Origin of the sequence: Bradyrhizobium sp. (genome assembly GCF_016219575.1) — a bacterium.
Classification (GTDB): Bacteria; Pseudomonadota; Alphaproteobacteria; order Rhizobiales; family Xanthobacteraceae; genus Bradyrhizobium.
In genome coordinates this window covers 280,077-303,945 of the sequence record NZ_JACRMG010000023.1, presented here as the reverse complement: position 1 = coordinate 303,945, position 23,869 = coordinate 280,077, and the positions used below count along the sequence as shown (strand labels likewise).

The following is a 23,869-nucleotide window of genomic DNA, read 5'->3' as shown; positions in this document are numbered from 1 at the left end:
GGGCTTTCTCGCGCTTAAAGGCGTGGAATTCGCCTTTCAGTTCTGCTAGCCGTGCCCGCGATGGCGGCAATCAACGTTTCAGATCACGAATTCGGCAACGGCGACCTCTGGGTGTTCGGCTATGGCTCGCTGATGTGGCGGCCGGGCTTCGACTATATCGAAAAGGTTCCGGCCCGTCTGATCGGCGAGCACCGCGCGCTCTGCGTCTATTCCTTCGATCATCGCGGCACCCCGGAAAAGCCCGGCCTGGTGCTCGGGCTCGACCGCGGCGGCGCCTGCCGTGGCATCGCTTTCCGCGTCGCGCCGGAGCTGCGCCACACCACCATCGAATATCTGCGTGCCCGCGAGCAGACCACCCACGTCTATCGCGAGGTGATGCGCTCGGTCTGGCTCGGCAATGAGGCGCGCCAGCGCGTCAGCGCGCTGACCTATGTGGCCGACCGCGGCCATGTGCAATATGCCGGCCGGCTGCCTCTCAACGAGCAGCTTCGCATCGTCCGCCAGGGCCACGGCCGCTCCGGCAACAACCGCGACTACGTGCTCGCCACCGTCAAGGCGATCGAGGCCGAAGGATTCCGCGACGAGCAACTGCACAGGCTTGCGGCGATGTTGCACGATCCCCTGCACGTTCCCGCACCCTCCGCAGCCGGCTGAGCCGTCAGCCGTTCGGCCCCACATAGCTCGGCGCAGCGCCGATCATCTGCTCCTGCTCCCTGCGGCCGGCTTCGACGAGGCGGCCGGTCGCCTCCTCGATCGCGGCGCGGACGCGGACGATGAATTCATCCTTCGGCAGGCCGGGCGGCAGCGGGTCGAGGAACTCCACCACCAGCGTGCCGGGATAGCGCATGAAGGTGCGCCGCGGCCAGAACAGTCCGGAATTGAGCGCGACCGGCAGGCACTGCACGCCGCAGGCGGAATAGATCTGGGCAAAACCGGTCTTGTAATCCGCCGGCGCTCCCGGTGCGCGGCGCGTACCTTCCGGGTAGATCACGAGCTGGCAGCCGCTGCGCACCGCGTTGCGCGCCCGCCGCGTCATGTCGAGCAGCGCCTTGACGCCGGCCGAGCGATCGATCGCGATCATGCCGATCTTGGTCAGGAACTGGCCGAAGACGGGAATCAGCATCAGCTGACGCTTGAGGATGAAGATCGGGTGATGGAAGCAATGCAGCATCCCGAACGTCTCCCAGAACGACTGGTGTTTCGAGACGATCACGAGCGGCCCCTTCGGTATCTTCTCGGCGCCGCGGAATTCCACCTTGATGTTGCAGACCACGCGCATCAGGAACAGGCTGGCACTCGCCCACCAGCCGCCCACGGCCAGCATCGCACGGAACGGCATCAGGAAGGTCGGCAGCGCCACGATCGCCAGGATGACGAACACGGCATAGAACAGCACGTTGAAGACGAGCGAGCGCAGGAAGATCGAGGCCATCTTGTATCCGGAATTCAGTTGGCTTGCGCCGTCGAGGGCCGGTGCGGCGAGCCGGCCGGCTGGTCGGTAAATTCGGGCGCGAGGCCGGCCGTGGCCAGCCGCACCCGCACTTCCGCGGCAACGTATTTGGCGTATTCCGTTAGCAGGAGCCGCAGCGTTGCGCCACTCGTCCACCACGGCTCGTCGCGCCATTTCTCGCCGACCACGGCAAAGGGAATCAGCGTCACATCGGGCATGGCGTGGGACAATTCCACGATCGCCCGCGGCATGTGATAGTTCGATGTCACCACGATCAGCGACCTGAAGCCGCGCTCGTGCGCCCAGCGCCTCGTCTCGGCGGCATTGCTGCGGGTGTTGATCGCCGAGCGGTCGAGATCGACGCAGCAATTGAGCAGCTTGTGGTTGTCGGGCAGCGTGCGGGAAATGTCCTGAACGTGGTTGGTCGGGTGGACGCCGGAAATCAGCAGCCGCTTGCCGTAGCCGGCTGCGAGCAGCTCCATGGCATCCGACACCCGCGACGAGCCGCCGGTCAGCACCACGATGCCGTCGGCATTACGGACGGGCCGCTCCTCGCTGCCGCGCAGCTGCGACAGGAAGGCGATGAAGCCGAAACCCGCGCCGACGAAAGCAAGCGCCAGCGCGCCGACGATGGTCGCGCGCAGCCATCCGCGCGGCCGCCGGGCCGCAGCATTCCGCTCTTGCTCGTCAATCTGGCTCATACGAAGCTGAACATCCCTCCCAGCGCAATTTTAGAGCCTTTTGGGGCGAAGTGGAGTCCGCATCTGGCCATCAATCGATGTCGTCGAGCGTGGCCAGAAGCGTGCGCCGTGAGGCCCAGGCGGTGATCGCGGCGATGGCGACGGCCTGCAGCGCCAGCACCAGATAGCCGGACGGCCGCAGCGAGAAGGTGCCGAGCAGCGCGGCGAACTGGTCGCCGACCGGCGTGCCGGAAAACCAGCTTGCGATCGATTCCGAGAAGCCAAAGGCGAGCATGGCGGCACCCCCGCCGAGCACGCCGCCCTCCAGTCCCAGCCGCAGGAAATGGCGGAGGAAGCGGTTGGCGATGAAGGCATCGCCGGCGCCGACGAAGTGCAGCACCTCGACGATCGGCCGGTTCGCCGCCATGGCGCCGCGGGTGGCAAACGACACCGAGATGATGGTCGCGATGATGACGAGCACGAGGATGCCGATGCCGGCGAAGACGGTGGCGCCGGTCATCGAGCGCATGCGCTCGATCCAGGCGCGGTGATCGTCGACGCTCGCAGAAGGCGCAACCTTCATCACGCGGGCGCGCAGGCCGACCAGATCGAGCGAGGTGCCCGGCTGCACTCGCGCGATGATGACGCGCGGCACCGGCAACTGGTCCAGCGACAGGCCGGTGCCGAGCCATGGCTCGAGCAGTTTGGCCGACTCGTCCTTGCTGAACGGCCGCACCTCGACGATCCCGGGCTCGGCGCGCATCGCTTCCACCACGGCCGCGGTGTCGCGCTCGACGTCGCGGCCCGCGAGCGGACGAACCTGGATGGTGATTTCGCTGGCGACGTCGGACTGCCATTCGGCCGCGGAGGCACTGATCAGGAGCACCGCGCCCGTCGTGATGGAGGCGAGGAAGGTCATGATGGCGACGACCGCGACCAGCGCGCGGCCGGAGATCGAGGCGCGCGGCACGATCGGCGACATGATGCGCGCCTTCGCCGGCAGAAGGGGCCGCTCGTTACCGAGGTCGACCAGCGGCCGCTGTTCGTCGATCCTACTCATAGATGTGCAGCCTTCCCTGATGCAGCACCAGACGCCGAGCGTCGTACTGCTCCATCAGGGTGATATCGTGGGTGGCGATGATGACGGCGGTGCCGGACTTGTTCAGCTCGATGAAGAGCCGCAGCAGGCGCCGCCCGAGCGTCGGATCGACGCTGCCGGTCGGCTCGTCGGCCAAGAGCAATTGCGGCCGCGAGATCACCGCGCGCGCGATCGCGGCGCGCTGCTTCTCGCCGCCGGAAAGGATCGGCGGCAAGGCGTCCATGCGTTCGCCGAGCCCGACCCATTTCAGGAGATCGATCACCTCGCGGCGATAGCTCGATTCCTCGCGGCCCATGACGCGGAACGGCAGCGCCACGTTTTCGTAGGTCGTCATGTGGTCGAGCAGGCGGAAGTCCTGCAGCACGATGCCGATGCGCTTGCGCAAGTCGGCGATCTCTTCCTTGCCGAGCAGCGAGATGTCCTGGCCGAACAGGTTGACCAGCCCCCGGGTCGGCCGCAGCGACAGGAACAACAGGCGCAGCAGCGACGTCTTGCCGGCGCCGGAAGGGCCGGTCAGGAACTGGAAGGAATGCGCCGGGATCAGGAACGACAGGTCGCGCAGAATCTCCGGCCCGAGTCCGTAGCGCAATCCGACATTTTCGAACCGGACCAACCTCAGCTCCGTTCGATGGGCACCAAGCCCAGGGTTTTGCCCCCGCCCCGGCCACGAACCGCCCAAAAGGGTTGTGCGGCGTTTATGGTTTCCGATTCGTTAACGGTCGGCTTGTAGCATCCCGCCGCTACCATTGGAGATGGGCTCCATGCATATCGTTTGCCCCAATTGTACAACGTCTTTTTCCGTCAATCCCGCGGCCCTTGGCCCTGCGGGGCGCACCGTGCGTTGTTCCCGCTGCAAGTTGACGTGGCTGGCGCGGGCCGAGGATGCCCTGGAGACCGTGGCCCCGGCCATGGCTGCCGCCCCCGCAGCCGCCCAGCGCGACGTGGCGGCCGAATGGGAGGCCATGGCGCAGGAGGACGGCCCGCCCCCGGTGGTCGACAGCCCCTCCGTTGCCCCCGACTGGCCTTCGCAGGCCGCCCAGCACGAGGCTGAGGCCGACTGGACCACCGCCGCCCGTCACGATCTCCATGACGACGAGGAAGACCAGCCGAAGCGGTCGCGCCTGCGCCAGCTGTTCGCCCTGCCGCCCTTCCCGCCGATCCCGATGCTGCGCGGCGCGGGCCTCATTGCCACTTGCGGTGCCATGGCCGCGCTGGTCGTGGCCATGATCGTCTGGCGCAGCGACGTGGTGCGGCTGCTGCCGCAGACGGCCGCCTTCTACCGGCTGGTCGGGCTGGAGGTAAACCTGCGGGGGCTGGCGTTCAAGGACATCAAGATCACTTACGAGACGGTCGACGCCAAGCCCGTGCTCGTGATCGAGGGCATGATTGTCGGCGAGACCAAAAAGCCGGTCGAACTGCCGCGGCTGCGCTTCTCGGTTCGCGACGCCCAAGGCGCGGAAATCTACGCCTGGAACGCGGTGCTGGAGCAGACCGTGCTCAAGCCGGGCGACCGCGCCTGGTTCAAGTCCCGCCTTGCCTCGCCGCCGCCGGAAGGGCGTAATATCGACATCCGCTTCTTCAACAAGCGCGATCTCGCCGCCGGCCGCGCCTGAGCCCGTCGGCACGCGCGAGGGGGTTCTGAGCCGATGCCGCGCGTGCTGATCGCCGACGACGAGGATTCCATGCGCCGGCTGGTGTCGCGCGCCATCGCGATGGACGGCCATGACACCGTCACCGCCGAGGACGGCGCCGAGGCGCTGGAGATCCTGACGCGCGAGCGCGGCGCGTTCGATCTGCTGCTCACCGACATCCAGATGCCCGTGATGGACGGCATTGCGCTGGCACTTGCGGCGGCGCGCGACTTTCCGGAACTGAAGATCCTGCTGATGACCGGCTTTGCCGACCAGCGCGAGCGCGCCTCGGGACTGAATGCGATCGTGCATGACGTGATCACCAAGCCCTTCTCGGTGGCGGATATCCGCACGGCGGTGGCGGACGCGCTGGCGGCGAGGAAGGCTTAGGCCAACTCTCTCAACGTCATTGCGAGCGAAGCAATCCATAGAGGCGCAAGGACAAGCTGGGTTGCTTCCGCCTTCGCTCTCCGAGCTTCGGCGGACTCCCAGCCCGGCGTAGCTTGCGCAGCAAGCGTAGACGGGTCGTCGCTTCGCTCCTCGCAATGACGGGGAAACATGTCCCTGCGCTCGCAAAGCAGGGACGATAACTGCCTCACTAATCCTTCAGCAGCCGCTCGATGTAGTCGAGCTCGATCTGCGGGCGGTTGGGATCGGCGAGGCGGCGGCGGAGTTCCTCGAGGATGCGGCGGACGCGCTCGACGTCGATCTCGCCGGGAATCTTGACCGTGTAGTCGTCGCCGAATTCGCGGCCGTGCAGGGGACGGCCGAGCGGGTCGGTCTGGTTGCCGCCGCTCTGCTGGCGGCCTGCGCGGCTGCCGGGGCCGTCCGACTGGCCGTCGCCGTCGCCCGGCTGCATGGACTCGGCCAGGCTCTGCGCGCCCTTGCGCAAGGCGTCCAGTGCGCGACCTTGCGAGTCTACCGCGCCTTCGGCATTGCCGTCGCCGAGCCGGCCGGTGGCGTCGCCCATCGCGGAATCGGCCTGATCGAGACCGTCGTCGCCGTCGCCCTGGTCGCCCGGCTGACCCTGCTGGCCGGGATCGCCGCGCTGTCCCTTGTCGCCGCGCTGGTTGGGGCTCATGCCGCGCTTGGCCAGCTCATCCTGCAGCTTCTTGAGGCGGTCGCGCAGCGCCTGCTGGTCCTGCTGCAGGTCGCCCATGTTCTGGTCGCCCTGCTTGCCGCGCATGCGGTCGCGCCGCGAGTCCTGGCCCTGCTTGAAGGTCTTGTCGCGCAATTGCTGCTGCTTGCGAATCATGTCGCCGAGCTCGTTGAGCGCCTGCTGCATGTCGTCGTCGCCCTGGCCGGGCCGCGCCATCTGCAGCTCGCGCATGAGATCGCCGAGACGCTTGAGCGCCTCCATCGCCGCCTCGCGGTTGCCGCGGCGCGCCTCGCGCTCGATCTGCTGCAACAGGCTGTCGAGATCGCGCTGGGTCAGCATCTTGGTGTTGGGGTCGAGCGGGCGCGACAGCTGCTGCGGGTTGTTCTTGAGCTGCTCGGCGAGCTGGCGCAGGTACTTGTCGAGCGCCGCGCGCAGATTCTCGGTGAGCTTCTTGATCTCCTCGTCGCTGGCGCCGCGCTCCAGCGCCTGCCTGAGCGCTTCCTCGGCCGCGCGCAGCGCCTTCTCGACGTCGGAAATGTCGCCGTCCTCGATGGTGACGGCGAGCGCCCACAGGCTCGCCACGACGGCGCGCATGGCATCGTCGGTGCGGGCGGCCTCCAGCTCCCGCGCCACGCTGTAGAGGCCGAGATAATGGCCGGCCTGCGGCGTGAACAATTCCGGCGCGATCATCAGCGCGTCGAGCGCGGCATAGACCTTGTCATTCTGGTTGGCGTCGAGCGCGAGGATGCGGCGTTGCTCGATCAGCGCGCGCGCCAGCGGCTTGGAGAACAGCCGCTCCGGCAGGCGCATGTTGAAGGGCTCGCTCTTGCCGGCATTGCCGGCCTCGTCCTTTGCGGTCAGCGTCAGCGTGACGTCGGCGCCGGCGTAGGGGTCTTCGCTCAGATCCTTCAGGGTCTGGCCGACGCCGTTGCGGGTGCGCGCATTGGGCAGCACCAGTCCGAACTGCGGCGGCTCGAACAGCGGGCGCGGGGCCGCCGCTACCTTGCCGGCCTCGGTGTTGCGCGCGACAAACTGCGCGCGGGCTTCTGTGACGCCGTAGTCGTCCTCGATCTTGTAGGACATCTGCAGCGAGCCGCGCGGCTGCCGCTCGGGGTCCTTGGCGAGCGCAATGGTCGGCGGGCGATCGGGCGTCGCGGTGAATTTCCATTGCGGTTGCCCGGACGGCGCACGGACGTGAACCGTGCCGTCGCCCGTCACGGTGAAGTGCCGCTCATTGGTGCCCTTGGGCGCCTGCTCGGTTGCCGCCGCCTCGGTCACGCCGCCGCCAGCGACGACGTCGAGCGTGCCGCCGCTGGAGCGCACGATCACCGTGCTGCCCGCGGGCACCGGCAACGGGCCGCTGGTCAGCGCCGCGCTCTCCTTGTTGGCGGAAGACAGGATGATCGGCGGCCTGCCGGTATAGACCGGCGGCGTCACCCAGGCATCGACCCGTATGCTGGCCGGCGCCAGCACGCCGTTCCAGTCGAAGGCCGAAGCCACGCGCAGATTGCGTTCGTCGCCGGCGGCGATGAAGGCCGCGACCATCATGACGACGACGAGGCCGCGCACGGCCCAGGGATCGTGGATCGCAAGGCGCGGCGACGGCAGGCCGGCGCGGATTCGCGTCAGCGAGGCCAGCGTGCGGGCGCGGCTCTCCTGCCACAGCGCCAGCGCGACCGGGTCCGTGGTGGCGACGGTGTCGCTCAGCGCGGTGGCCGGCCGATGACGGATGCCGGTGCTGCGGTCGAGCCGGCCGAGTGCCTCGGTGCGGGTGGGCCAGCGGAAGCGAATCAGCGGCCACAGCACGAAAACCGCCGCCGCGGCAAACAGCGCGAGCCCGGCGGCGCGCGCGGGGAAGGGCAGCGCCAGCCAGAGGCCGGCCCAGGAAACGGTGAGGAAAAGTCCGGCAAGCGTCAAAAGCCGCGCCAGATGCGGCCAGGCGCGCTCCCACGCGATCGCCCAAGTGGCCCGTTCGAGGGCCTGCGTCAATTTCAGCCGCGCCACATCGTCCGGCTCGCGCGCGGGCTTTGAGGGATCGGGGTTGGCGCCGTTCAACAACATCTCCGGAGTTGACCGAAGCACACACTAACATAACGGCGGCCCTGAGGCACGCGTTCCCCGCCCTATCCCACCCCTAATCGCGCATAACACGAAGGCGTGACTGGCGCGGACAGACCCCGTAATTTCCCGGCCGAAGCAACGCCAAAATGGCCAAACAGAGGAAACGTCATGGATCAGAAGATGTGGGACAAGGGACTGGGCATCCGCAAGGCCGTGCTGGGCGAAGCCTATGTCGCCAATGCGATGAAGAACGTCGACAGTTTCAACGCGCCGTTCCAGGACCTGCTCAACGAATATTGCTGGGGCTCGGTGTGGGGCCGCGAGGAACTGCCGCGCAAGACCCGCAGCATGCTCAACATCGCCATGATCTCGATCCTCAACCGCCCGCACGAGCTGCGCGTGCATCTGAAGGGCGCGCTGACCAACGGCGTGTCGCGCGAGGAGATCCGCGAGATCCTGATGCAGGTCGCGATCTATGCCGGCATGCCGGCGGCCGTCGACAGCTTCCGCATCGCGCGCGAGGTGTTCGCGGAGATCGACAAGGGGTAGGCGTTCCGCTTTCGCCACACCGTCATTGCGAGCGAAGCGAAGCAATCCAGCTTCCTTCGCCACAACAAGAGACTGGATTGCTTCGTCGCTTGCGCTCCTCGCAATGACGAACGGGAGGAACTTCCAAATGGATATCGGATTCATCGGCCTCGGAAAGATGGGCTTCCCGATGGCGCGGCGGCTGATCGAGGCCGGCCACAGGCTCACCGTGTTCGACACGCAGAAGGCGGCGGTGGACAGGCTCACAGCTCTCGGTGCCAAGGCGGGCGCTTCGCCAAAGGACATTGCCGACGAGGTCGAGACCGTGATGGCGAGCCTGCCGTCGCTGCAGGCTTCGCTGGAGGTTGCCACCGGCCAGGGCGGCGTGATCGAGGGCAGGAAGGTGAAACGCTTCGTCGATCTCTCCACCGTCGGCTCGCAGATGGCGATGAAAATCCACGGCCTGCTGGCCGCCAGGAACATCGCGCAGATCGACAGCCCCGTGAGCGGCGGCGTCGGCGGCGCCGAGAAGGGCACGCTGGCGGTGATGGTGTCGGGCCCGCGCGCCGATTTCGAGGCGGTGAAGGCCGCCCTCGGCGTGATCGGCAAGGTGTTCTACATCGGCGAGAAGCCCGGCTCCGGACAAACCATGAAGCTCGCCAACAATTTCCTGTCGGCGACCGCGATGGTGGCTACATCAGAGGCGGTGGTAATGGGCGTGAAGTCCGGCCTCGATCCGGCCGTGATGATCGACGTCATCAATGCCGGCTCCGGCATGAACACCGCGAGCCGCGACAAGTTTCCGCGCTCCGTGTTGCCGCGCAGTTTCGATTTCGGCTTCGCCACGGGACTGATGGTGAAGGACGTGCGGCTGGCGGTCGAGGAGATGCGCTCGCTCGGGCTGTCGATGGAGGTCGCCGAGGCAGTCGGGCGTCTCTGGGAAACCATCATCCGCGAAGAGGGCGCGGAGTCGGATTTCACGGCCGCGATCAAGCCGATCGAGAAGGCCGCGGGCGTGATCGTCGGCGGCAAGGAAAGCCACGCGGCGAAGTAGCTCCCGTCGTCCCGGGCAAGCGAAGCGCGACCCGGGACCCATAACCACAGGAAGCGCTTTTGCGAAGGCTGGGGCTCCAGCGCACAAACTTCGGAGCCCTGGGGTTATGGGTTCCGGCCTGCGCCGGAACGACAGTTGTTGTGTGGCGGCAGCTCCGCCTTCACAACCACGGCGCCGTTCGATCCATCGCGATCAGCGCGTCGACGTCGATGCGGGGGCGGACCACGGCGTACTGGTCATCCTTGACCAGCACTTCCGGCACCAGGGGCCGCGTGTTGTAGGTGCCGGACTGCACGGCGCCATAGGCGCCCGAGCTCATGATGGCGATGAGGTCGCCGGCCGCAAGCTCCGGCAGCTTGCGATCGAGGGCGAGATAGTCGCCGGTTTCGCAGACCGGGCCGACCACGTCGGCGGTGATGACAGAAGCACCGGCGGCCGGCTGGCGCACCGGCAGAATGTCGTGGTGTGCTTCATAAAGCGTCGGGCGAATCAAATCGTTCATCGCGGCATCGATGATGACGAAATTCTTGCCGTCGCCGCGCTTCATGAAGATCACGCGCGCCACCAGGATGCCGGCATTGCCGACGATCAGCCGGCCCGGTTCGAACATCAGCGTGCAGCCGAGATTGTGGGTGACGCGCTTGACCATGGCGCCATAGAGGTCCGGTGTCGGCGGGGCCTCGCGATCCATGTGGTACGGGATGCCCAGCCCGCCGCCGAAATCGATATGCGAGATGGTGTGGCCGTCGGCGCGCAGCACGTGCACGAAGTCCGACAGGATGCGGTAGGCGGTCTCCAGCCGGCTCAGATCGGTGATCTGGCTGCCGATATGCATGTCGATGCCGGTGACCACAAGGCCCGGCAGCTTTGCCGCGCGCGCGTAAACCTCGCGGGCGTGCGCGATGGGAATGCCGAACTTGTTCTCGGACTTGCCGGTGGAGATCTTGGCGTGCGTGCCGGCGTCGACGTCGGGATTGACGCGCACGGAGATGCGCGCGGTCTTGCCGGTCTCGACCGCAAGGCGCGAGAGCAGTTCGAGCTCGGGCTCGGATTCGACGTTGATGCAGAGGATGTCGGCGGCGAGCGCCGCGCGCAGTTCGGCCTCCGTCTTGCCGACGCCGGAAAACAATATCTTGCTGGCGGGAATGCCGGCGGCCAGCGCGCGCTTCAATTCGCCGCCGGAGACGACGTCGGCGCCGGCGCCGAGTTTTGCCAGCGTGCGCAGCACCGACTGGTTGGAGTTCGCCTTCATGGCGTAGCACACCAAAACCTTCTCGCTCGCAAAGGCTTCGGTGAACACGCGATAGTGCCGCTCCAGCGTCGCGCTGGAGTAGCAATAGAACGGCGTGCCGACGGCATCGGCGATATCGGAAAGGCTGACCGCCTCGGCGTGCAGCACGCCGTTGCGATAATCGAAATGATTCATGGAACTGGCTTAATTGGAACGAGCTTAATTGCCGAGAAGCGGGTCGAGAACGAACGGACGTTTGCGGCCTTTCGGCGCGACCGGTCCGGACTCGGTACTGGCGACGCCGGGAGGAGCAACACGGTCGGCATCGTCAGGCTCGGCCGTGGACGCGGCATTCATGGCGTTCGGCGGCAGGTCGAGGCCGCCCTTGCGGCCGCAGCCGCCGAGCGCGAGCGCAGTGGCGCTCAGGACAATGATGGCCCACCCCGACGGGGTCAGGCGCCGCTTGCTCTTCACTTCGAAATCCCCAATGCGGGCCGCACCATACAAAGATTGCCTCGTTCTGGCGAGACCCGGATAATCATGAAATCCCAGCGAAATTTGGGACGCAGGCCCTACTTTCGCTGTTTTTCCAACCGCTTCGCCCAGGCCTTGGCCTGGGCTGCCACGTTCTTCGGCGCGGTGCCGCCGAACGAGGTGCGGCTCTTCACCGAGGAATCCACCGACAGCACCTTCAGCGCCTCGGCCGTGATCCTCGGCTCGACCTCCTGCATCGCCTTCAGCGGCAGCTCGTGCAGCGCCACGCCCTGTTTGGAGGCAAGGCCGACGATGCGGCCGGTGACGTGGTGGGCCTCGCGAAACGGCATTTTCAGGGTGCGCACCAGCCAGTCGGCAAGATCGGTGGCGGTGGCGTAGCCGTCGCCGGCCGCCAGCCGCATCTTCGCTTCGTCCGGCACGAGGTCGAGCACCATGCCGGTCATTGCGCGGATCGCGAGCGACAGCGCGGCAAAGGCTTCCATCGCGCCCTGCTTGTCCTCCTGCATGTCCTTTTGATAGGCGAGCGGCAGGCCCTTCATCACGATGAAGAGCGCGTTGAGCGCGCCGATCACCCGGCCGGTCTTTGCGCGCACCAGTTCCGCCGCATCCGGATTGCGCTTCTGCGGCATGATGGAGGAGCCGGTGGTGAACTTGTCGCTCAAGCGCACCAGGCCGACCAGCGGCGAGGTCCACACCACGATCTCCTCGGCAAAGCGCGACAGGTGAATCGCCGTGATCGACGCCGCCGACAGCGTCTCCAGCACGAAATCGCGGTCGGAGACCGCATCGAGCGAATTGGCCATCGGCCGGTCGAAGCCGAGCGCCTTGGCGGTGGCGGCGCGATCGATCGGGAACGAGGTGCCGGCAAGCGCCGCAGCGCCCAGCGGGGATTCGTTGAGCCGCTTGCGCGCATCGGCAAAGCGGCCGCGGTCGCGCGCCGCCATCTCGACATAGGCGAGCAGATGATGGCCGAAGGTCACGGGCTGCGCGGTCTGCAGATGGGTGAAGCCGGGCATCACGGTTGCGGCATGCTCCAGCGCCCGCATCACCAGCGCATGCTGGAAGGCGGCGAGCGCCTCGTCCGTTTCGTCGATGACGTCGCGGACATAGAGACGGAAGTCGGTCGCGACCTGGTCGTTGCGGGAGCGCGCGGTGTGCAGCCTCCCCGCAGCGGGGCCGATCAGCTCCGACAGCCGGCTCTCGACATTCATGTGGATGTCTTCCAGAGCGCGCTTGAAGTCGAAATCGCCCTTGCCGATCTCGGCCAGGATCGCGTCGAGGCCCTTGGCGATGTTCTTCGCATCGGAAGCGGTGATGATGCCCTGCGCGGCCAGCATCGCGGCATGCGCCTTGGAGGCGGCGATGTCCTGGGCATACATGTGGCGATCGACGTCGATGGAGACGTTGATTTCCTCCATGATCGCGTCGGGGCGCTCGGAGAATCGCCCGCCCCACATCTTGTTGCTCATGACCTCACTCGTCGCTTGATCGTGACTTCGATAGTTCTTGCCAAAATCGGCCGGGCGCGCGAAACGCCCTGCGGCCGCGGCGCGTAATAGCTCTGCATAGCCATATCTGACCCAGGAAGACAAACGATATGCCGGAAAACCCCTCGCCCCTCCCCGCCTCCAGCCGTCGGCTGCCGGTCGCGATCGGCGCGGTCGTGGCCGGCGCCCTGATCGGGTTGGCGGGGTATTACGGCCTCTCCTCGCTGAAGCGCGGTTCGGGCGGCGATGCCGCCTGCGCCGCAGCAGTCGATCTGGCGAAGAAGATCGCCCCGCTGGCCCATGGCGAGGTGGCGGCGGTGACCATGGCCTCCTCGGCCCTGCGGCTGCCCGACCTCGCCTTCGAGGACGCCGCCGGCAAGCCGAGGAAGCTGTCGGACTGGCGCGGCAAGACCATCCTGTTGAACCTGTGGGCCACCTGGTGCGTGCCGTGCCGGAAGGAGATGCCCGCGCTGGACGAGCTGCAGGGGAAGCTCGGCGGCAAGGACTTCGAGGTGGTGGCGATCAATATCGACACCCGCGATCCCGACAAGCCGAAGAATTTCCTGAAAGAGGCCAACCTGACCAAATTGGCCTATTTCACCGACCAGAAAGCCAAAGTTTTTCAGGATCTTAAGGCGGTGGGTCGGGCATTGGGCATGCCGACCTCGGTGCTGGTGGATGCGCAGGGCTGCGAAATCGGCACCATCGCCGGCCCCGCCGAATGGGCGAGCGAGGACGCGGTCAAACTGATCAAGGCGGCGGTGAAGCCGGCGGCCGCGGGTTCTTAAGCCAGCTTGTCGAGGGAGCCGCCGACACCGGGCCCGAGATTGGCTTGGGAGGGCTGGCCGAGCAGGGTCGCAACCGCGAATTTCTCCGCGTCGGCATTGTTCTTGATGATGGTCGCCGCGATCTGCCCCTGGGTGTTGCCGGCCTGCATGGCAAGCAGGCTCGAAACCATAGCCATCATTTCCATACGCGGTACCCCTTCCTTGCGGGGCACCCTAGCCGTGGAGGGTTAACGAGACTTCACCGCGGCGGCGCGTATTAGTCCGGGGATTTGTCGGGTGGACAAAGGCGCCCTTGCGCCGTGCCCCCTTCAAGAGCACGGCCGAAAAAGAGCACGCTTTCGCTTTGCCCACCCTACAAATTCCTTGGAAGCGGATGGATTGCCGGGTCGAGCCCGGCAATGACAGTCCCTAGCGCGTCGGGACCGGCTTGTCGCCGCGGTAGTCGTAAAAACCGCGCTGCGTCTTGCGGCCGAGCCAGCCGGCCTCGACATATTTCACCAGCAGCGGGCACGGGCGGTACTTGGAGTCGGCCAGGCCCTCATGCAGCACCTGCATGATGGACAGGCAGGTATCGAGGCCGATGAAATCGGCAAGCTCCAGCGGGCCCATCGGGTGGTGGGCGCCGAGCTTCATCGCCGCGTCGATCGCCTCGACATTGCCGACGCCTTCATAGAGCGTGTAGATCGCCTCGTTGATCATCGGCAGCAGGATGCGGTTGACGATGAAGGCCGGGAAATCCTCGGAGACCGCGACCTGCTTGCCGAGCTTGCCGACGAAGGCCTTGGCGGCGTCGAACGTCTCGTCGTTGGTGGCGATGCCGCGGATCAGCTCGACCAGTTCCATCAGGGGCACCGGATTCATGAAGTGAATGCCGATGAAGCGCTCGGGGCGGTCGGTGGCGGCGGCGAGCCGCGTGATCGAGATCGAGGAGGTGTTGGAGGCGATGATCGCCTCCGGCTTCAGCACGGCGCAGAGATCGTGGAAGATCTTGCGCTTGACCTCTTCCTTCTCCACCGCGGTCTCGATCACGAGATCGCAGGCGGCGAGGCCGTCGAAGGACTCGGTGGAGGCGATGCGGCCGAGCGCCGCCTTGCGGGCGTCTTCGGTGATGTGCTGCTTGGCGACCTGGCGCGACAGATTGCCGTTGATGGTCGCCATGGCGGATTTCAGCCGGTCGGCGGAGATGTCGCTGAGCACCACATCGAGGCCGGCGAGCGCCGCGACATGGGCAATGCCGTTGCCCATCTGGCCCGAGCCGATCACGCCGACTTTCCTGACTGTAACCGTCATCTCACCCACCGGATCTTTTTGCCGGAACGGCGCGCAGTTCGCGCGCAGCCGGTCCATCCCCCTAAATAGACACCGGCCGGATGTTCGTCATCCGGCCGGTGCAATCATCGTTACTTTCCGAGCTTGGCGAGCTCGCCGGTGAGTTCCGGAACCGCCTGGTAGAGGTCGGCGACCAGGCCGTAATCGGCGACCTGGAAGATCGGCGCGTCCTCGTCCTTGTTGATCGCGACGATCACCTTGGAGTCCTTCATGCCGGCCAGATGCTGGATCGCGCCCGAAATGCCGATGGCAATATAGAGTTCCGGCGCCACCACCTTGCCGGTCTGGCCGACCTGCCAGTCGTTGGGCGCATAGCCGGCGTCCACCGCAGCGCGCGAGGCGCCGACGCCGGCGCCCAGCTTGTCGGCGAGCGGCTCGATATATTTGGCGAAGTTCTCGCGGCTCTGCATGGCGCGGCCGCCGGAGACGATGATCTTGGCCGAGGTCAGCTCGGGGCGATCGCTCTTGGCGACTTCCTCGCCGACGAAGGTCGACAGACCCGGATCGGCCGCTGCCGCGGCGTTCTCCACCGGCGCGCTGCCGCCCTCGCCGGCCGCGGCGAAGGTCGAGGTACGCACCGTGATCACCTTCTTGGCGTCCTTCGACTTCACGGTCTGGATGGCGTTGCCGGCATAGATCGGCCGCTCGTAGGTGTCGGGCGCGACCACCTTGATGATCTCGGAGACCTGCATGACGTCTAGCAGGGCCGCGACGCGCGGCATCACGTTCTTGAAACGCGAGGTCGCCGGCGCAACGAAGGCGTCATAGCCTCCGGCGAGCGAGACGATCAGCGCGGCCAGCGGCTCGGCGAGGTCGTGCGCATAGGCCTCGCCCTCGGCGAGCAGCACCTTCTTGACGCCGGCGAGCTTGGCGGCGGTATCGGCGGCAGCCTTGGCGCTGCTTCCGCCCGCGACCAGCACATGCACGTCGCCGCCAAGCTGGCTGGCGGCGGTCAGCGCCTTGTTGGTGGCATCCTTCAGGACGCCTGCTTCGTGTTCTGCAATCAGCAACGTAGTCATCAGAGAACCCCGGCTTCGGTCTTCAGCTTGGAGACGAGTTCGGCGACGTCCTTTACCTTGACGCCTGCCTTGCGGCCCGCCGGTTCGGTAGTCTTGAGAACTTCGAGATGCGGCGTGAGATCGACGCCGTAATCGGCGGCGGCCTTGTCGTCGATCGGCTTCTTCTTCGCCTTCATGATGTTGGGCAGCGACGCATAACGCGGCTCGTTGAGGCGCAGGTCCGTGGTGACGATCGCCGGGCCCTTGAGCTTGATGGTCTGCAGGCCGCCGTCGACTTCGCGGGTCACCTTGAAATCGCTTCCTTCGACCTCGAGCTTGGAGGCGAAAGTCGCCTGCGACCAGCCGAGCAGCGCGGCCAGCATCTGGCCGGTCTGGTTGGAATCGTCGTCGATCGCCTGCTTGCCGAGAATGACGAGGCCGGGCTTCTCCGCATCGACCACCGCCTTGAGGATCTTGGCGACCGCCAGGGGCTCAACATTGCCGTCGGCCTTCACCAGGATGCCGCGGTCGGCGCCCATGGCCAGACCCGTGCGGATGGTTTCCGACGCCTGCGCCGGTCCGATCGAGACCACCACCACTTCGGTGGCCTTGCCGGCCTCTTTCAGGCGCAGCGCCTCCTCGACGGCGATCTCGTCGAACGGATTCATCGACATCTTGACGTTGGCGAGCTCGACGCCCGATCCGTCACCCTTGACGCGGACCTTGACGTTGTAGTCGACGACCCGCTTTACCGGCACAAGAACCTTCATCGATCCTTCTTTCGCTCAAATCTAAAGGGAAATTGATTGCTCGGGCGCGGAACCTAGAGCGCCGGTCCCCCCCGGTCAACGCGTGAAAGCGCAAAAATTGGCCCGGAAAGCAAGCCCGAAGGGCCACTCCTCTAGCGGTTCTGGCCGGGCACCCAGAGCACGTCGCCCGCCCCATTATGGTTGGCCGCGCGGGCGGCCACAAACAGGAAGTCGGACAGGCGGTTCATATAATGTATGGCAGCCTCGCTGACGGGCTCCTCAGGCTTGGCGGCGAGTTCCACGATCACCCGTTCCGCCCTGCGGCAAATGGTGCGGGCGACATGCAGGTATGCGGCTCCCGGCGTACCGCCGGGCAGGATGAACGAGGTCAACGGCGCAAGCTTTTCGTTCAGCGCATCGATATCGCGCTCGAGCCGCTCGACCTGGCTCGACAACACCCGCAGCCGCTCGGCCTTGCCCTCGCGCTGGGGCACGGCGAGATCGGCGCCGAGGTCGAACAAGTCGTTCTGGATCAGGCCGAGCATGCGGTCGAGCGCCGGCTGCTCCGCCAGATGCAGCCGCACCACGCCGATCGCGGCATTGGTCTCGTCCACGGTGCCATAGGCTTCCACCCGGAGATCGTATTTCGGCCGCCGCTCGCCGCTGCCGAGCGCGGTAGTGCCGTCATCGCCGGTGCGGGTGTAGATGCGGTTGAGCACGACCATGATTAGCTCCGGTGTCTGTTACCACCTCTCCCGCAAGGAGAGGTCGCGAGCATCTTGCGAGCGGGTGAGGGGTTACGGTCCATCGATAGAGTGTAACCCCTCACCCGGATCGCTGCGCGATCCGACCTCTCCCCATGGGAGAGGTGAAGACCGCTGTACCTAACGCCCCATCGCCCAGACGGCGATCATAGTGATGACGATGGCGACGAATTGCAGCAGCACGCGCAGCCGCATCAGGCTTTGCGATCGATTGGGTGAGCCGCCCCTCACCATATTTATAAGACCGAGCAGCAGGACCAACGCGACGGCGCCGACCGCAATGGGAAGCAGAATCGTACTGAGAAAGGAGGCCATCGGCGCTACATAACACCGCACCGGCCGGTCCGCCACACGTGGAGGAACTTGGCAACGATCTGGCTTTTAGTTCAATAATATCAGATGGTAGCGGGACTAGAGCATTTTCGGTTCTGATTGAATCAGAACCGAAGCTCTAGATTCTTGATTTGACGCGTTTTCTTCAGGCGAACCGGTATCCACTTCGCTTGAAAACGCTCCAGGGGTCGAACTCAGGCAGGGGTGGCAGTGAAGGCTGTTCGCTACGTCTACCACGTCGTGGAGGATGCGTTTTACACGTTCCTTGCCGATGACGGCTGGGCCATCGCCAGCCATATCGCGCTGTCGACGCTGATGGCGCTGTTCCCGTTCCTGATCGTGCTGACGGCGCTGGCCGGCTTCTTCGGCTCCAAGGAGCTGGCCGACCAAGCCGCCGACCTGTTGCTGCAGGTCTGGCCCAAGCGGGTGGCGGACGCGATCTCGGGCGAGATCCACGACGTATTGACCACCACCCGCACCGACATCCTCACCATCGGCGCGGCACTTGCGATCTACTTCGCCTCCAACGGCGTGGAGGCGCTGCGAACCGCACTCAACCGCGCCTATGCGGTGGTCGAGCCGCGGCGCTGGTACTGGCTGCGGCTGGAATCGATCGGCTATACGCTGGTCGCCGCGTTCGCCTCGCTGGCGATGGCGTTCCTGATCGTGCTCGGTCCGCTGATCCTCGAAACCGCGCGGCTCTACATCCCGTTCTTCGTCGAGAGCAACGAGCGGCTGCTGTTCTACGCCCGCTACGGCGTCGCCATCGGGGCGCTGGTCGTTGCGCTGTTCTTCCTGCACGCCTGGCTGCCGGCGGGACGCCGCGGCTTCCTGCAGATCCTGCCCGGCATCGTCTTCACCATGGTGGCATCGCTGATCTCCGGCATCGTGTTCGGCCAGTATCTGACGCGCTTCGCCGGCAACTACGTCACGATGTATGCGGGGCTGGCGTCGGTGATCATCGCGCTGGTGTTCCTGTATTTCATCGCCGCGATCTTCGTCTATGGCGGCGAGCTCAATGCCGCGATCATCAAGTCGCGGCTGCCGCATGGCGTGTCGCTTCAAGCAGCGCAGTCGCTAAAGCCCGCGGAGACACAGGCTTGACCAGGAAGGCGTCGGCGCCGGCCGCGCGCGCCGCCGCCTCGTCCTCGGCACGCCCGGATATGCCGATGACGGCGATGTGCCGAAGCGGCGCGTCCAGCGCGCGGATGCGCCGGATCGCCTCGACGCCGTTGATGCCGGGCAGCACCATGTCCATCAGCACCGCGTCGAACGCGGCACCTTGCGCGAGGCGCTCGGCCACCGCCTCGCCGCGGCCGACGAATTCGGCATGATGACCGAGCTCGGTCAGGATCGCATTCAGCACCACCCGGCCGAATGGATTGTCCTCGACGCTGAGCAGCCGCAGCGGCCTCGCCGCGCCCTGCGCCGCTTCGGCGCTGGCGCCGGACGCGGGCTCAGCCTTGGCCAGCGGCAGCGTCACCATCAGCGTGAAGGTGGTGCCGCCGCCCTTGCGCGGCGCGACCACGATGTCGCCGCCCATGGCGCGCGCGAGCTGCTTGACCGAGGACAGCCCCAAGCCCGCGCCGCCGAAGCGCGAGGCGATCGAGACATTGGCCTGCGAGAACGGACGGAACAGCCGCTCGATCTCCTTTAGCGAAAGACCGATCCCGCTGTCGGAGACCGCGAAGGCAATGCCGGCCTTGCCGTTGACGTCGCGCACCGGCGCCGCCGACAGCCCAACCGCACCCGCTTCGGTGAACTTGACGGCGTTGTCGATCAGGTTTTCCAGCGCCGCGCGCAGGCGGACGGCATCGCCGACCACCAGCGCCGGAAGCTCGTCGGAAATCTCGATCGAAGCCTGCAGGCCCCTGGCTGCCGCCCGCCCGGCCAGCGAATCGCCGACGCTGCGGGCGAGCGCGCGCAGGTCGAACAGGTCCTGCCGGCCGGCCTGCGCCCCCCGTGCCGCATCGACGAAAAGAGTGGCGAGGCTCGCCAGATGCTCGGCCCCGGCTTTGATGGTGTCCACCCAGCGCCGTTCGCGCTCGCCGAGGTCGGAGGTCGCCAGCAGGTTGCTGATCGCAAGGATGCCGGTGAGCGGCGTGCGAACCTCATGCGCAAAGGCGGCAAGCGCGGCTTCCACCACGCCGGTCGCGGCCCTCGACGCCTTCGCCTTTGTCTTGTCCCGCTTGCGCGGCTTTGACTTGGCCGCAGGCCGCGTGGCGCGCTTCCTCGTCGGCCGCTTTTTCGGCGGCCGGGCCTTGCGCGTTGGCCGCGATCTTGCCGCCATGATTCTGCGTCCCCGGATAGAACCAGCATGGCAGGCCAGGCCGACGGAGTCACGGCAGGGTAATAGCGTTTGTCCCCGAAAAACTACGGCAGCCCCACAAGCTGTCGGATTTTCGCCGGCGTGGCGCCGCCCGCGCGCAACTCGCGCAAGCCGGTGGCCAGCGTCGACTTGGAGAGCTTCCGGCCTGCATCGTCCCGGATCAGACGGTGATGCCGGTAGGCTGGTTGCGGAATGCCGAGCAGTTGCTGCAGCAGCCGATGCACGCTGGTTGACCAGAACAGGTCTTCGCCGCGCACGACATGCGTGATGCCCTGCAGCGCGTCGTCGATCACGACCGACAGATGATAGCTGGTCGGCGTCTCCTTGCGCGCAAGGATCACATCGCCCCAGGCTTCCGGGCGGGCAGCGACCGCTCCGGTCTCGCCGTTCGGGCCTGCGCCCTGCTCCGTCCAGCCGACCGAACCCACGCGCGCCATCGCCGCTTCCATGTCGAGCCTGAGCGCAAAGGGCGCACCGGAGGCGATCAGCCTTCCCCGCTCGGCCGGCGTCAGCGATTTCGCCGTGCCGGGATAGAGCGGCGCGCCATCGGGGTCGCGCGGCCAGGGCGCATCTTTCTCGCGAGCTTCCACCAGCCGCGCGATTTCGGCGCGGCTCTCGAAGCCCGGATAGATCAGGCCCAGCGCCGACAATCTCTCGATGGCTTCGCGATAGGCGGGAAAATGTTCGGACTGCCGCCGCACCGGCGTTTCCCAGCAAAGGCCGAGCCAGGCGAGGTCTTCGTGGATCGCCGCCTCATATTCCGGCCGGCAGCGCGTGGCGTCGATATCCTCGATGCGCAGCAAGAACCTGCCGCCGCTCTGCCGCGCCAGGTCGAAATTGAGCAGCGCCGAAAAGGCATGGCCAAGGTGGAGATAGCCGTTCGGGCTTGGCGCAAATCGGAAAACGGGTGGCGGCATGTGTCAGTAATACCCGTCATGGCCTGGGCGGGCGAGTCTTGCCAGCCAGCCATGACGACGAGCAAAAAAATCCGTAAACTCGCTCCGCCATGCTCGTCCGCTTCGAAACCCAGTCCGACCTCGAAGACGCCATGCAGACGCTGGTGAAGCAGGACCCGCGGCTGAAGCCGATCCTTGGGCAGACCGGCATGCCGGCGCTGCGCCAGCGCGAGCCGGGCTTTGCGGGGCTGGCCCATATCGTCTGCGGCCAGCAGCTTTCTACCGCCAGCGCGGGAGCGATCTGGGCCCGCCTCTCGGCCGCCTTCGATCCGTTCGACCATCACGCGATCCGAAAAGCGCGCGCCGACCGGCTCGGGCGGCTCGGCCTTTCGGCAGCCAAGATCAAGACGCTCAAATTCATCGCGAGGGAACTCGCGGCCGAGCGGCTCAACCTCGATGTCATCGCCAACGAGGACGTCGACGCCGCGCACCACGCGCTGACTGCGCTACACGGCATCGGGCCATGGACCGCCGACATTTATCTACTTTTCTGTCTTGGCCACGGCGATGCCTGGCCGGCCGGCGATCTCGCCGTGCAGGAAGCGGTGAAGATCGGCCTTGGCCTCAAGGAACGGCCGACGTCAAAGCAGATGGCGCCGCTGGCCGAACCCTGGCGGCCCTATCGGGGCGCGGCGGCGCATCTGTGGTGGGCGTACTACCGCGTTCTGAAGAAGCGCGAGGGTGTGGCCTCGAACTAAAATCGCGAAAACAACCCCATGCAAAGTAGCAGGGACTCCGCTCGCAGCACTCACCCCCGCAGCAGCGCGCGGTCCTCCCGCGCACAATCCGCGACAAAGCCGATCACCGCGCGCACGGCGGGCAGATCGACCAGATCGGGATGCGCCAGCAGCCAGAGATCGGCGACGCTGATCAGCTTTTGCGGCGCGACGCGGACCAGATCGGGATGCGCCGCTGCGACGAAGCAGGACAGCGCGGAGATGCCGAGCCCGGCGCGCACCGCGGCGAGCATGTCGCCCTGCGACGAACAGCGCATCACCACCGTGCCGTGGCGGGTGATGTTGTCGCTCCAGCGCGCCAGGTCGGCGTTGGAAGCGCGGTCGGCGAAGCCGATGATGCTGTGGTCCTTCCACTCGTCGCGCCGTTCGGGGAGTTTCCGGCGCGCCGCATAGTCGCGCGAGGCATAGAAGCCGGTGCCGAGCCGGCCGATGCGGCGGCCGACGAGGTTTTCCTCGCCGGCATCGACGGGGCGCAGCACCACGTCGGCCTCGCGGCGGCGCACGCTCGCCGGAAACGGATGGGTGATGATCTCGATCTGCAGGTGATCGTGCTCGCGCAGGAACCTGCCCATGCGCGGCATCAGCCAGTGCGCGGCGAGCGTCGCGCCGATCGATATCTTGACCACGCCGCGGGCCTGGCGCCCGGTCGCGGAGACCGCGGATTCGGCGCGCAATGCGGCCGCGGCCATCGCATCGACATGTTCGCGGAACTTGCGGCCCTGCGCGGTCAGCGACAGCCCCTGGTCGGAGCGCACGAACAGGCGGGTGCCGAGCTGCCGCTCCAGGCTAGCGACCTTGCGGCCGACGGTCGGATGGCTCGAGCGCAACTGGCGCGCCGCCGCGGCCAGGCTGCCCTTCTCGGCCACCGCGACGAAGGTCTTGCAGAGGTCCCAGTCCATCGCGCTGCCCATGTTCATTCGTGAATGATGGTCTGTCCAATATTGAACAGCGCCGCCCGCGCGTCCAGCCCTATAATCGCAGACGTCAGTGGGCCCTTCCGGGTGGGCCGCTCGCCGGAAGGCGCAGCGAATTCCCGGCGCATCAGGAAATACAGCCGGCCTCAAGGCCCATTTGTCGAGGGAACATTCGCATGCCGCTACCCGCTTCGCTCAAGGACACGCTCGAACTGCCCGTGCTCGGCTCGCCGCTGTTCATCGTCTCAGGCCCCGAGCTCGTGATCGCCCAGTGCAAGGCCGGCATCATCGGCTCGTTCCCGGCGCTGAATGCGCGGCCGGTCGAGAAGCTCGACGAGTGGCTCTCCCGGATCGAGAACGAGCTCGGCGAATACAAGGCGCAGAACCCCCGCAAGAAGGTCGCGCCCTACGCGGTCAACCAGATCTGCCATGCCTCCAACGACCGGCTGATGAAGGACATGGAGACCTGCGTGAAGCACAAGGTGCCGATCATCATCACCTCGCTGCGTCCGCCGCTGGAGATCGTCGAGGCCGCGCATTCCTATGGCGGCGTGGTGTTCCACGACGTCATCAACGTCAAGCATGCGCGGAAAGCCGCCGAACAGGGCGTCGACGGCCTGATCCTGGTTTGTGCCGGCGCCGGCGGGCATGCCGGCACGCTGTCGCCGTTCGCGCTGGTGCGCGAGGTCAAGCAGTGGTTCAAGGGCACCATCCTGCTCTCGGGCGCGATCTCAGACGGATGGAGCATTGCGTCCGCACTCGCGCTGGGCGCCGACCTCGCCTACATGGGCACGCGCTTCATCGCGACCGAGGAGGCCAATGCCGATCCCGCCTACAAGGCCGCGCTGATCGAGCATGCCGCGCACGACATCGTCTATTCCAACCTGTTCACCGGCGTGCACGGCAACTATCTCGGCTCGTCGATCGCGGCCGCGGGGCTCGATCCGGCGAACCTGCCGGTCGCCGACAAGTCGAAGATGAATTTCGGCTCCGGCGGCAACATGAAATCCAAGGCGTGGCGCGACATCTGGGGAAGCGGCCAGGGCATCGGCCAGATCAGCGATGCGCCGCCGGTGGCCGAACTGGTGGCGCGGCTGAAGGCCGAGTTTTCGGAGGCCACCACCGACTTCCAGCGCCGGGCGATCGCCTGAACGAGA

At 66.5% G+C, this 23,869-nt stretch carries 26 protein-coding genes; 9 read left to right on the top strand and 17 right to left on the bottom strand.

What is annotated here, in order from left to right; translation table 11 throughout:
• Window positions 1–60: 60 nt before the first annotated feature.
• Window positions 61–654: a gamma-glutamylcyclotransferase gene (locus tag HZB49_RS19870; protein ID WP_291614461.1), complete on the top strand. Its 594-nt coding sequence runs from the start codon at window positions 61–63 to the stop codon at window positions 652–654.
• A gap of 4 nt (window positions 655–658) precedes the next feature.
• On the opposite strand, the gene HZB49_RS19865 is transcribed toward HZB49_RS19870, so the two are convergent.
• The 4 genes from HZB49_RS19865 to ftsE form a co-directional block, all read right to left on the bottom strand.
• A complete protein-coding gene (locus tag HZB49_RS19865; protein WP_291614459.1) occupies window positions 659–1,432 on the bottom strand; it encodes a lysophospholipid acyltransferase family protein in 774 nt (257 codons plus the stop codon).
• A 14-nt stretch (window positions 1,433–1,446) separates the two neighbouring features.
• Window positions 1,447–2,151, bottom strand: a complete 705-nt coding sequence (locus HZB49_RS19860; RefSeq protein ID WP_291614457.1) for a YdcF family protein — start codon at window positions 2,149–2,151, stop codon at window positions 1,447–1,449.
• A 70-nt stretch (window positions 2,152–2,221) separates the two neighbouring features.
• On the bottom strand, window positions 2,222–3,190 hold the full coding sequence (locus HZB49_RS19855; RefSeq protein ID WP_291614455.1) for an ABC transporter permease: 969 nt from the start codon (window positions 3,188–3,190) through the stop codon (window positions 2,222–2,224).
• Window positions 3,183–3,842 (bottom strand): cell division ATP-binding protein FtsE, encoded by a 660-nt coding sequence (gene ftsE / locus HZB49_RS19850; protein WP_291614453.1) that lies wholly within the window; start codon window positions 3,840–3,842, stop codon window positions 3,183–3,185. Before ftsE ends, HZB49_RS19855 begins: the two co-directional genes overlap by 8 nt.
• Window positions 3,843–3,990: 148 nt before the next feature.
• On the opposite strand from ftsE, the gene HZB49_RS19845 reads away from it, so the two are divergent.
• Together HZB49_RS19845 and HZB49_RS19840 are read left to right on the top strand one after the other, a co-directional pair.
• Window positions 3,991–4,842: an MJ0042-type zinc finger domain-containing protein gene (locus HZB49_RS19845; RefSeq protein ID WP_291614451.1), complete on the top strand. Its 852-nt coding sequence runs from the start codon at window positions 3,991–3,993 to the stop codon at window positions 4,840–4,842.
• A 33-nt stretch (window positions 4,843–4,875) separates the two neighbouring features.
• On the top strand, window positions 4,876–5,250 hold the full coding sequence (locus HZB49_RS19840) for a response regulator (protein ID WP_291614449.1): 375 nt from the start codon (window positions 4,876–4,878) through the stop codon (window positions 5,248–5,250).
• Window positions 5,251–5,458: 208 nt separating this feature from the next.
• Here HZB49_RS19840 and HZB49_RS19835 read toward each other — a convergent pair whose 3' ends face one another.
• Window positions 5,459–8,014 carry a TIGR02302 family protein gene (locus HZB49_RS19835; protein WP_291614447.1) on the bottom strand — a complete coding sequence of 852 codons (2,556 nt, stop codon included), beginning with the start codon at window positions 8,012–8,014 and terminating at the stop codon, window positions 5,459–5,461.
• A 174-nt stretch (window positions 8,015–8,188) separates the two neighbouring features.
• On the opposite strand from HZB49_RS19835, the gene HZB49_RS19830 reads away from it, so the two are divergent.
• Together HZB49_RS19830 and HZB49_RS19825 are read left to right on the top strand one after the other, a co-directional pair.
• The gene (locus HZB49_RS19830; protein ID WP_291614445.1) at window positions 8,189–8,569 is read left to right on the top strand and encodes a carboxymuconolactone decarboxylase family protein; all 381 of its coding nucleotides are present in this window, start codon (window positions 8,189–8,191) and stop codon (window positions 8,567–8,569) included.
• Window positions 8,570–8,696: 127 nt separating this feature from the next.
• Window positions 8,697–9,602 (top strand): NAD(P)-dependent oxidoreductase, encoded by a 906-nt coding sequence (locus HZB49_RS19825; protein WP_291614443.1) that lies wholly within the window; start codon window positions 8,697–8,699, stop codon window positions 9,600–9,602.
• A gap of 160 nt (window positions 9,603–9,762) precedes the next feature.
• Here the strand turns inward: HZB49_RS19825 and lysA are convergent, their stop codons facing one another.
• The 3 genes from lysA to argH all read right to left on the bottom strand — a co-directional run bounded on the left by lysA (window position 9,763) and on the right by argH (window position 12,797).
• On the bottom strand, window positions 9,763–11,028 hold the full coding sequence (gene lysA / locus HZB49_RS19820) for a diaminopimelate decarboxylase (RefSeq protein WP_291614441.1): 1,266 nt from the start codon (window positions 11,026–11,028) through the stop codon (window positions 9,763–9,765).
• A 24-nt stretch (window positions 11,029–11,052) separates the two neighbouring features.
• Entirely contained in the window at window positions 11,053–11,307 is a 255-nt protein-coding gene (locus tag HZB49_RS19815; RefSeq protein WP_291614439.1) for a lipoprotein, read from the bottom strand.
• 98 nt (window positions 11,308–11,405) lie between these two features.
• The gene (gene argH, locus HZB49_RS19810; RefSeq protein ID WP_291614437.1) at window positions 11,406–12,797 is read right to left on the bottom strand and encodes an argininosuccinate lyase; all 1,392 of its coding nucleotides are present in this window, start codon (window positions 12,795–12,797) and stop codon (window positions 11,406–11,408) included.
• Between the two features lie 128 nt (window positions 12,798–12,925).
• Between argH and HZB49_RS19805 the strand changes: the two genes are divergently transcribed.
• Complete coding sequence (locus HZB49_RS19805; protein WP_291614435.1) at window positions 12,926–13,603, top strand: TlpA disulfide reductase family protein; 678 nt, start codon at window positions 12,926–12,928, stop codon at window positions 13,601–13,603.
• Here the strand turns inward: HZB49_RS19805 and HZB49_RS19800 are convergent.
• The 6 genes from HZB49_RS19800 to HZB49_RS19775 all read right to left on the bottom strand — a co-directional run bounded on the left by HZB49_RS19800 (window position 13,600) and on the right by HZB49_RS19775 (window position 17,758).
• Complete coding sequence (locus tag HZB49_RS19800) at window positions 13,600–13,788, bottom strand: hypothetical protein (protein WP_291614434.1); 189 nt, start codon at window positions 13,786–13,788, stop codon at window positions 13,600–13,602. The genes HZB49_RS19805 and HZB49_RS19800 overlap by 4 nt on opposite strands.
• Before the next feature lie 223 nt (window positions 13,789–14,011).
• The gene (locus tag HZB49_RS19795; protein WP_291614432.1) at window positions 14,012–14,893 is read right to left on the bottom strand and encodes a 3-hydroxybutyryl-CoA dehydrogenase; all 882 of its coding nucleotides are present in this window, start codon (window positions 14,891–14,893) and stop codon (window positions 14,012–14,014) included.
• A 110-nt stretch (window positions 14,894–15,003) separates the two neighbouring features.
• Window positions 15,004–15,951: an FAD-binding protein gene (locus HZB49_RS19790; protein ID WP_291614430.1), complete on the bottom strand. Its 948-nt coding sequence runs from the start codon at window positions 15,949–15,951 to the stop codon at window positions 15,004–15,006.
• Window positions 15,951–16,700 (bottom strand): electron transfer flavoprotein subunit beta/FixA family protein, encoded by a 750-nt coding sequence (locus HZB49_RS19785; RefSeq protein ID WP_291614428.1) that lies wholly within the window; start codon window positions 16,698–16,700, stop codon window positions 15,951–15,953. Before HZB49_RS19785 ends, HZB49_RS19790 begins: the two co-directional genes overlap by 1 nt.
• A gap of 131 nt (window positions 16,701–16,831) precedes the next feature.
• Window positions 16,832–17,404 (bottom strand): cob(I)yrinic acid a,c-diamide adenosyltransferase, encoded by a 573-nt coding sequence (locus HZB49_RS19780; RefSeq protein WP_291614426.1) that lies wholly within the window; start codon window positions 17,402–17,404, stop codon window positions 16,832–16,834.
• Between the two features lie 159 nt (window positions 17,405–17,563).
• Window positions 17,564–17,758: a twin transmembrane helix small protein gene (locus HZB49_RS19775; protein ID WP_291614423.1), complete on the bottom strand. Its 195-nt coding sequence runs from the start codon at window positions 17,756–17,758 to the stop codon at window positions 17,564–17,566.
• Between the two features lie 228 nt (window positions 17,759–17,986).
• Here HZB49_RS19775 and HZB49_RS19770 point away from each other — a divergent pair, with 228 nt between their 5' ends.
• Complete coding sequence (locus tag HZB49_RS19770; protein ID WP_291614421.1) at window positions 17,987–18,880, top strand: YihY/virulence factor BrkB family protein; 894 nt, start codon at window positions 17,987–17,989, stop codon at window positions 18,878–18,880.
• Here the strand turns inward: HZB49_RS19770 and HZB49_RS19765 are convergent.
• The gene (locus tag HZB49_RS19765) at window positions 18,807–20,066 is read right to left on the bottom strand and encodes an ATP-binding protein (RefSeq protein ID WP_291614419.1); all 1,260 of its coding nucleotides are present in this window, start codon (window positions 20,064–20,066) and stop codon (window positions 18,807–18,809) included. The two genes, HZB49_RS19770 and HZB49_RS19765, sit on opposite strands and share 74 nt — an antisense overlap.
• Before the next feature lie 83 nt (window positions 20,067–20,149).
• Window positions 20,150–21,022 carry a tRNA glutamyl-Q(34) synthetase GluQRS gene (gluQRS, locus tag HZB49_RS19760; protein ID WP_291614416.1) on the bottom strand — a complete coding sequence of 291 codons (873 nt, stop codon included), beginning with the start codon at window positions 21,020–21,022 and terminating at the stop codon, window positions 20,150–20,152.
• A gap of 89 nt (window positions 21,023–21,111) precedes the next feature.
• On the opposite strand from gluQRS, the gene HZB49_RS19755 reads away from it, so the two are divergent.
• Window positions 21,112–21,759, top strand: coding sequence for a DNA-3-methyladenine glycosylase 2 family protein (locus HZB49_RS19755; RefSeq protein WP_291614415.1), 648 nt, complete (start codon window positions 21,112–21,114; stop codon window positions 21,757–21,759).
• Window positions 21,760–21,809: 50 nt separating this feature from the next.
• Here the strand turns inward: HZB49_RS19755 and HZB49_RS19750 are convergent, their stop codons facing one another.
• Window positions 21,810–22,697, bottom strand: a complete 888-nt coding sequence (locus HZB49_RS19750; RefSeq protein WP_291614519.1) for a LysR family transcriptional regulator — start codon at window positions 22,695–22,697, stop codon at window positions 21,810–21,812.
• Between the two features lie 191 nt (window positions 22,698–22,888).
• On the opposite strand from HZB49_RS19750, the gene HZB49_RS19745 reads away from it, so the two are divergent.
• Window positions 22,889–23,863, top strand: coding sequence for a nitronate monooxygenase family protein (locus HZB49_RS19745; RefSeq protein WP_291614413.1), 975 nt, complete (start codon window positions 22,889–22,891; stop codon window positions 23,861–23,863).
• Window positions 23,864–23,869: the final 6 nt, after the last annotated feature.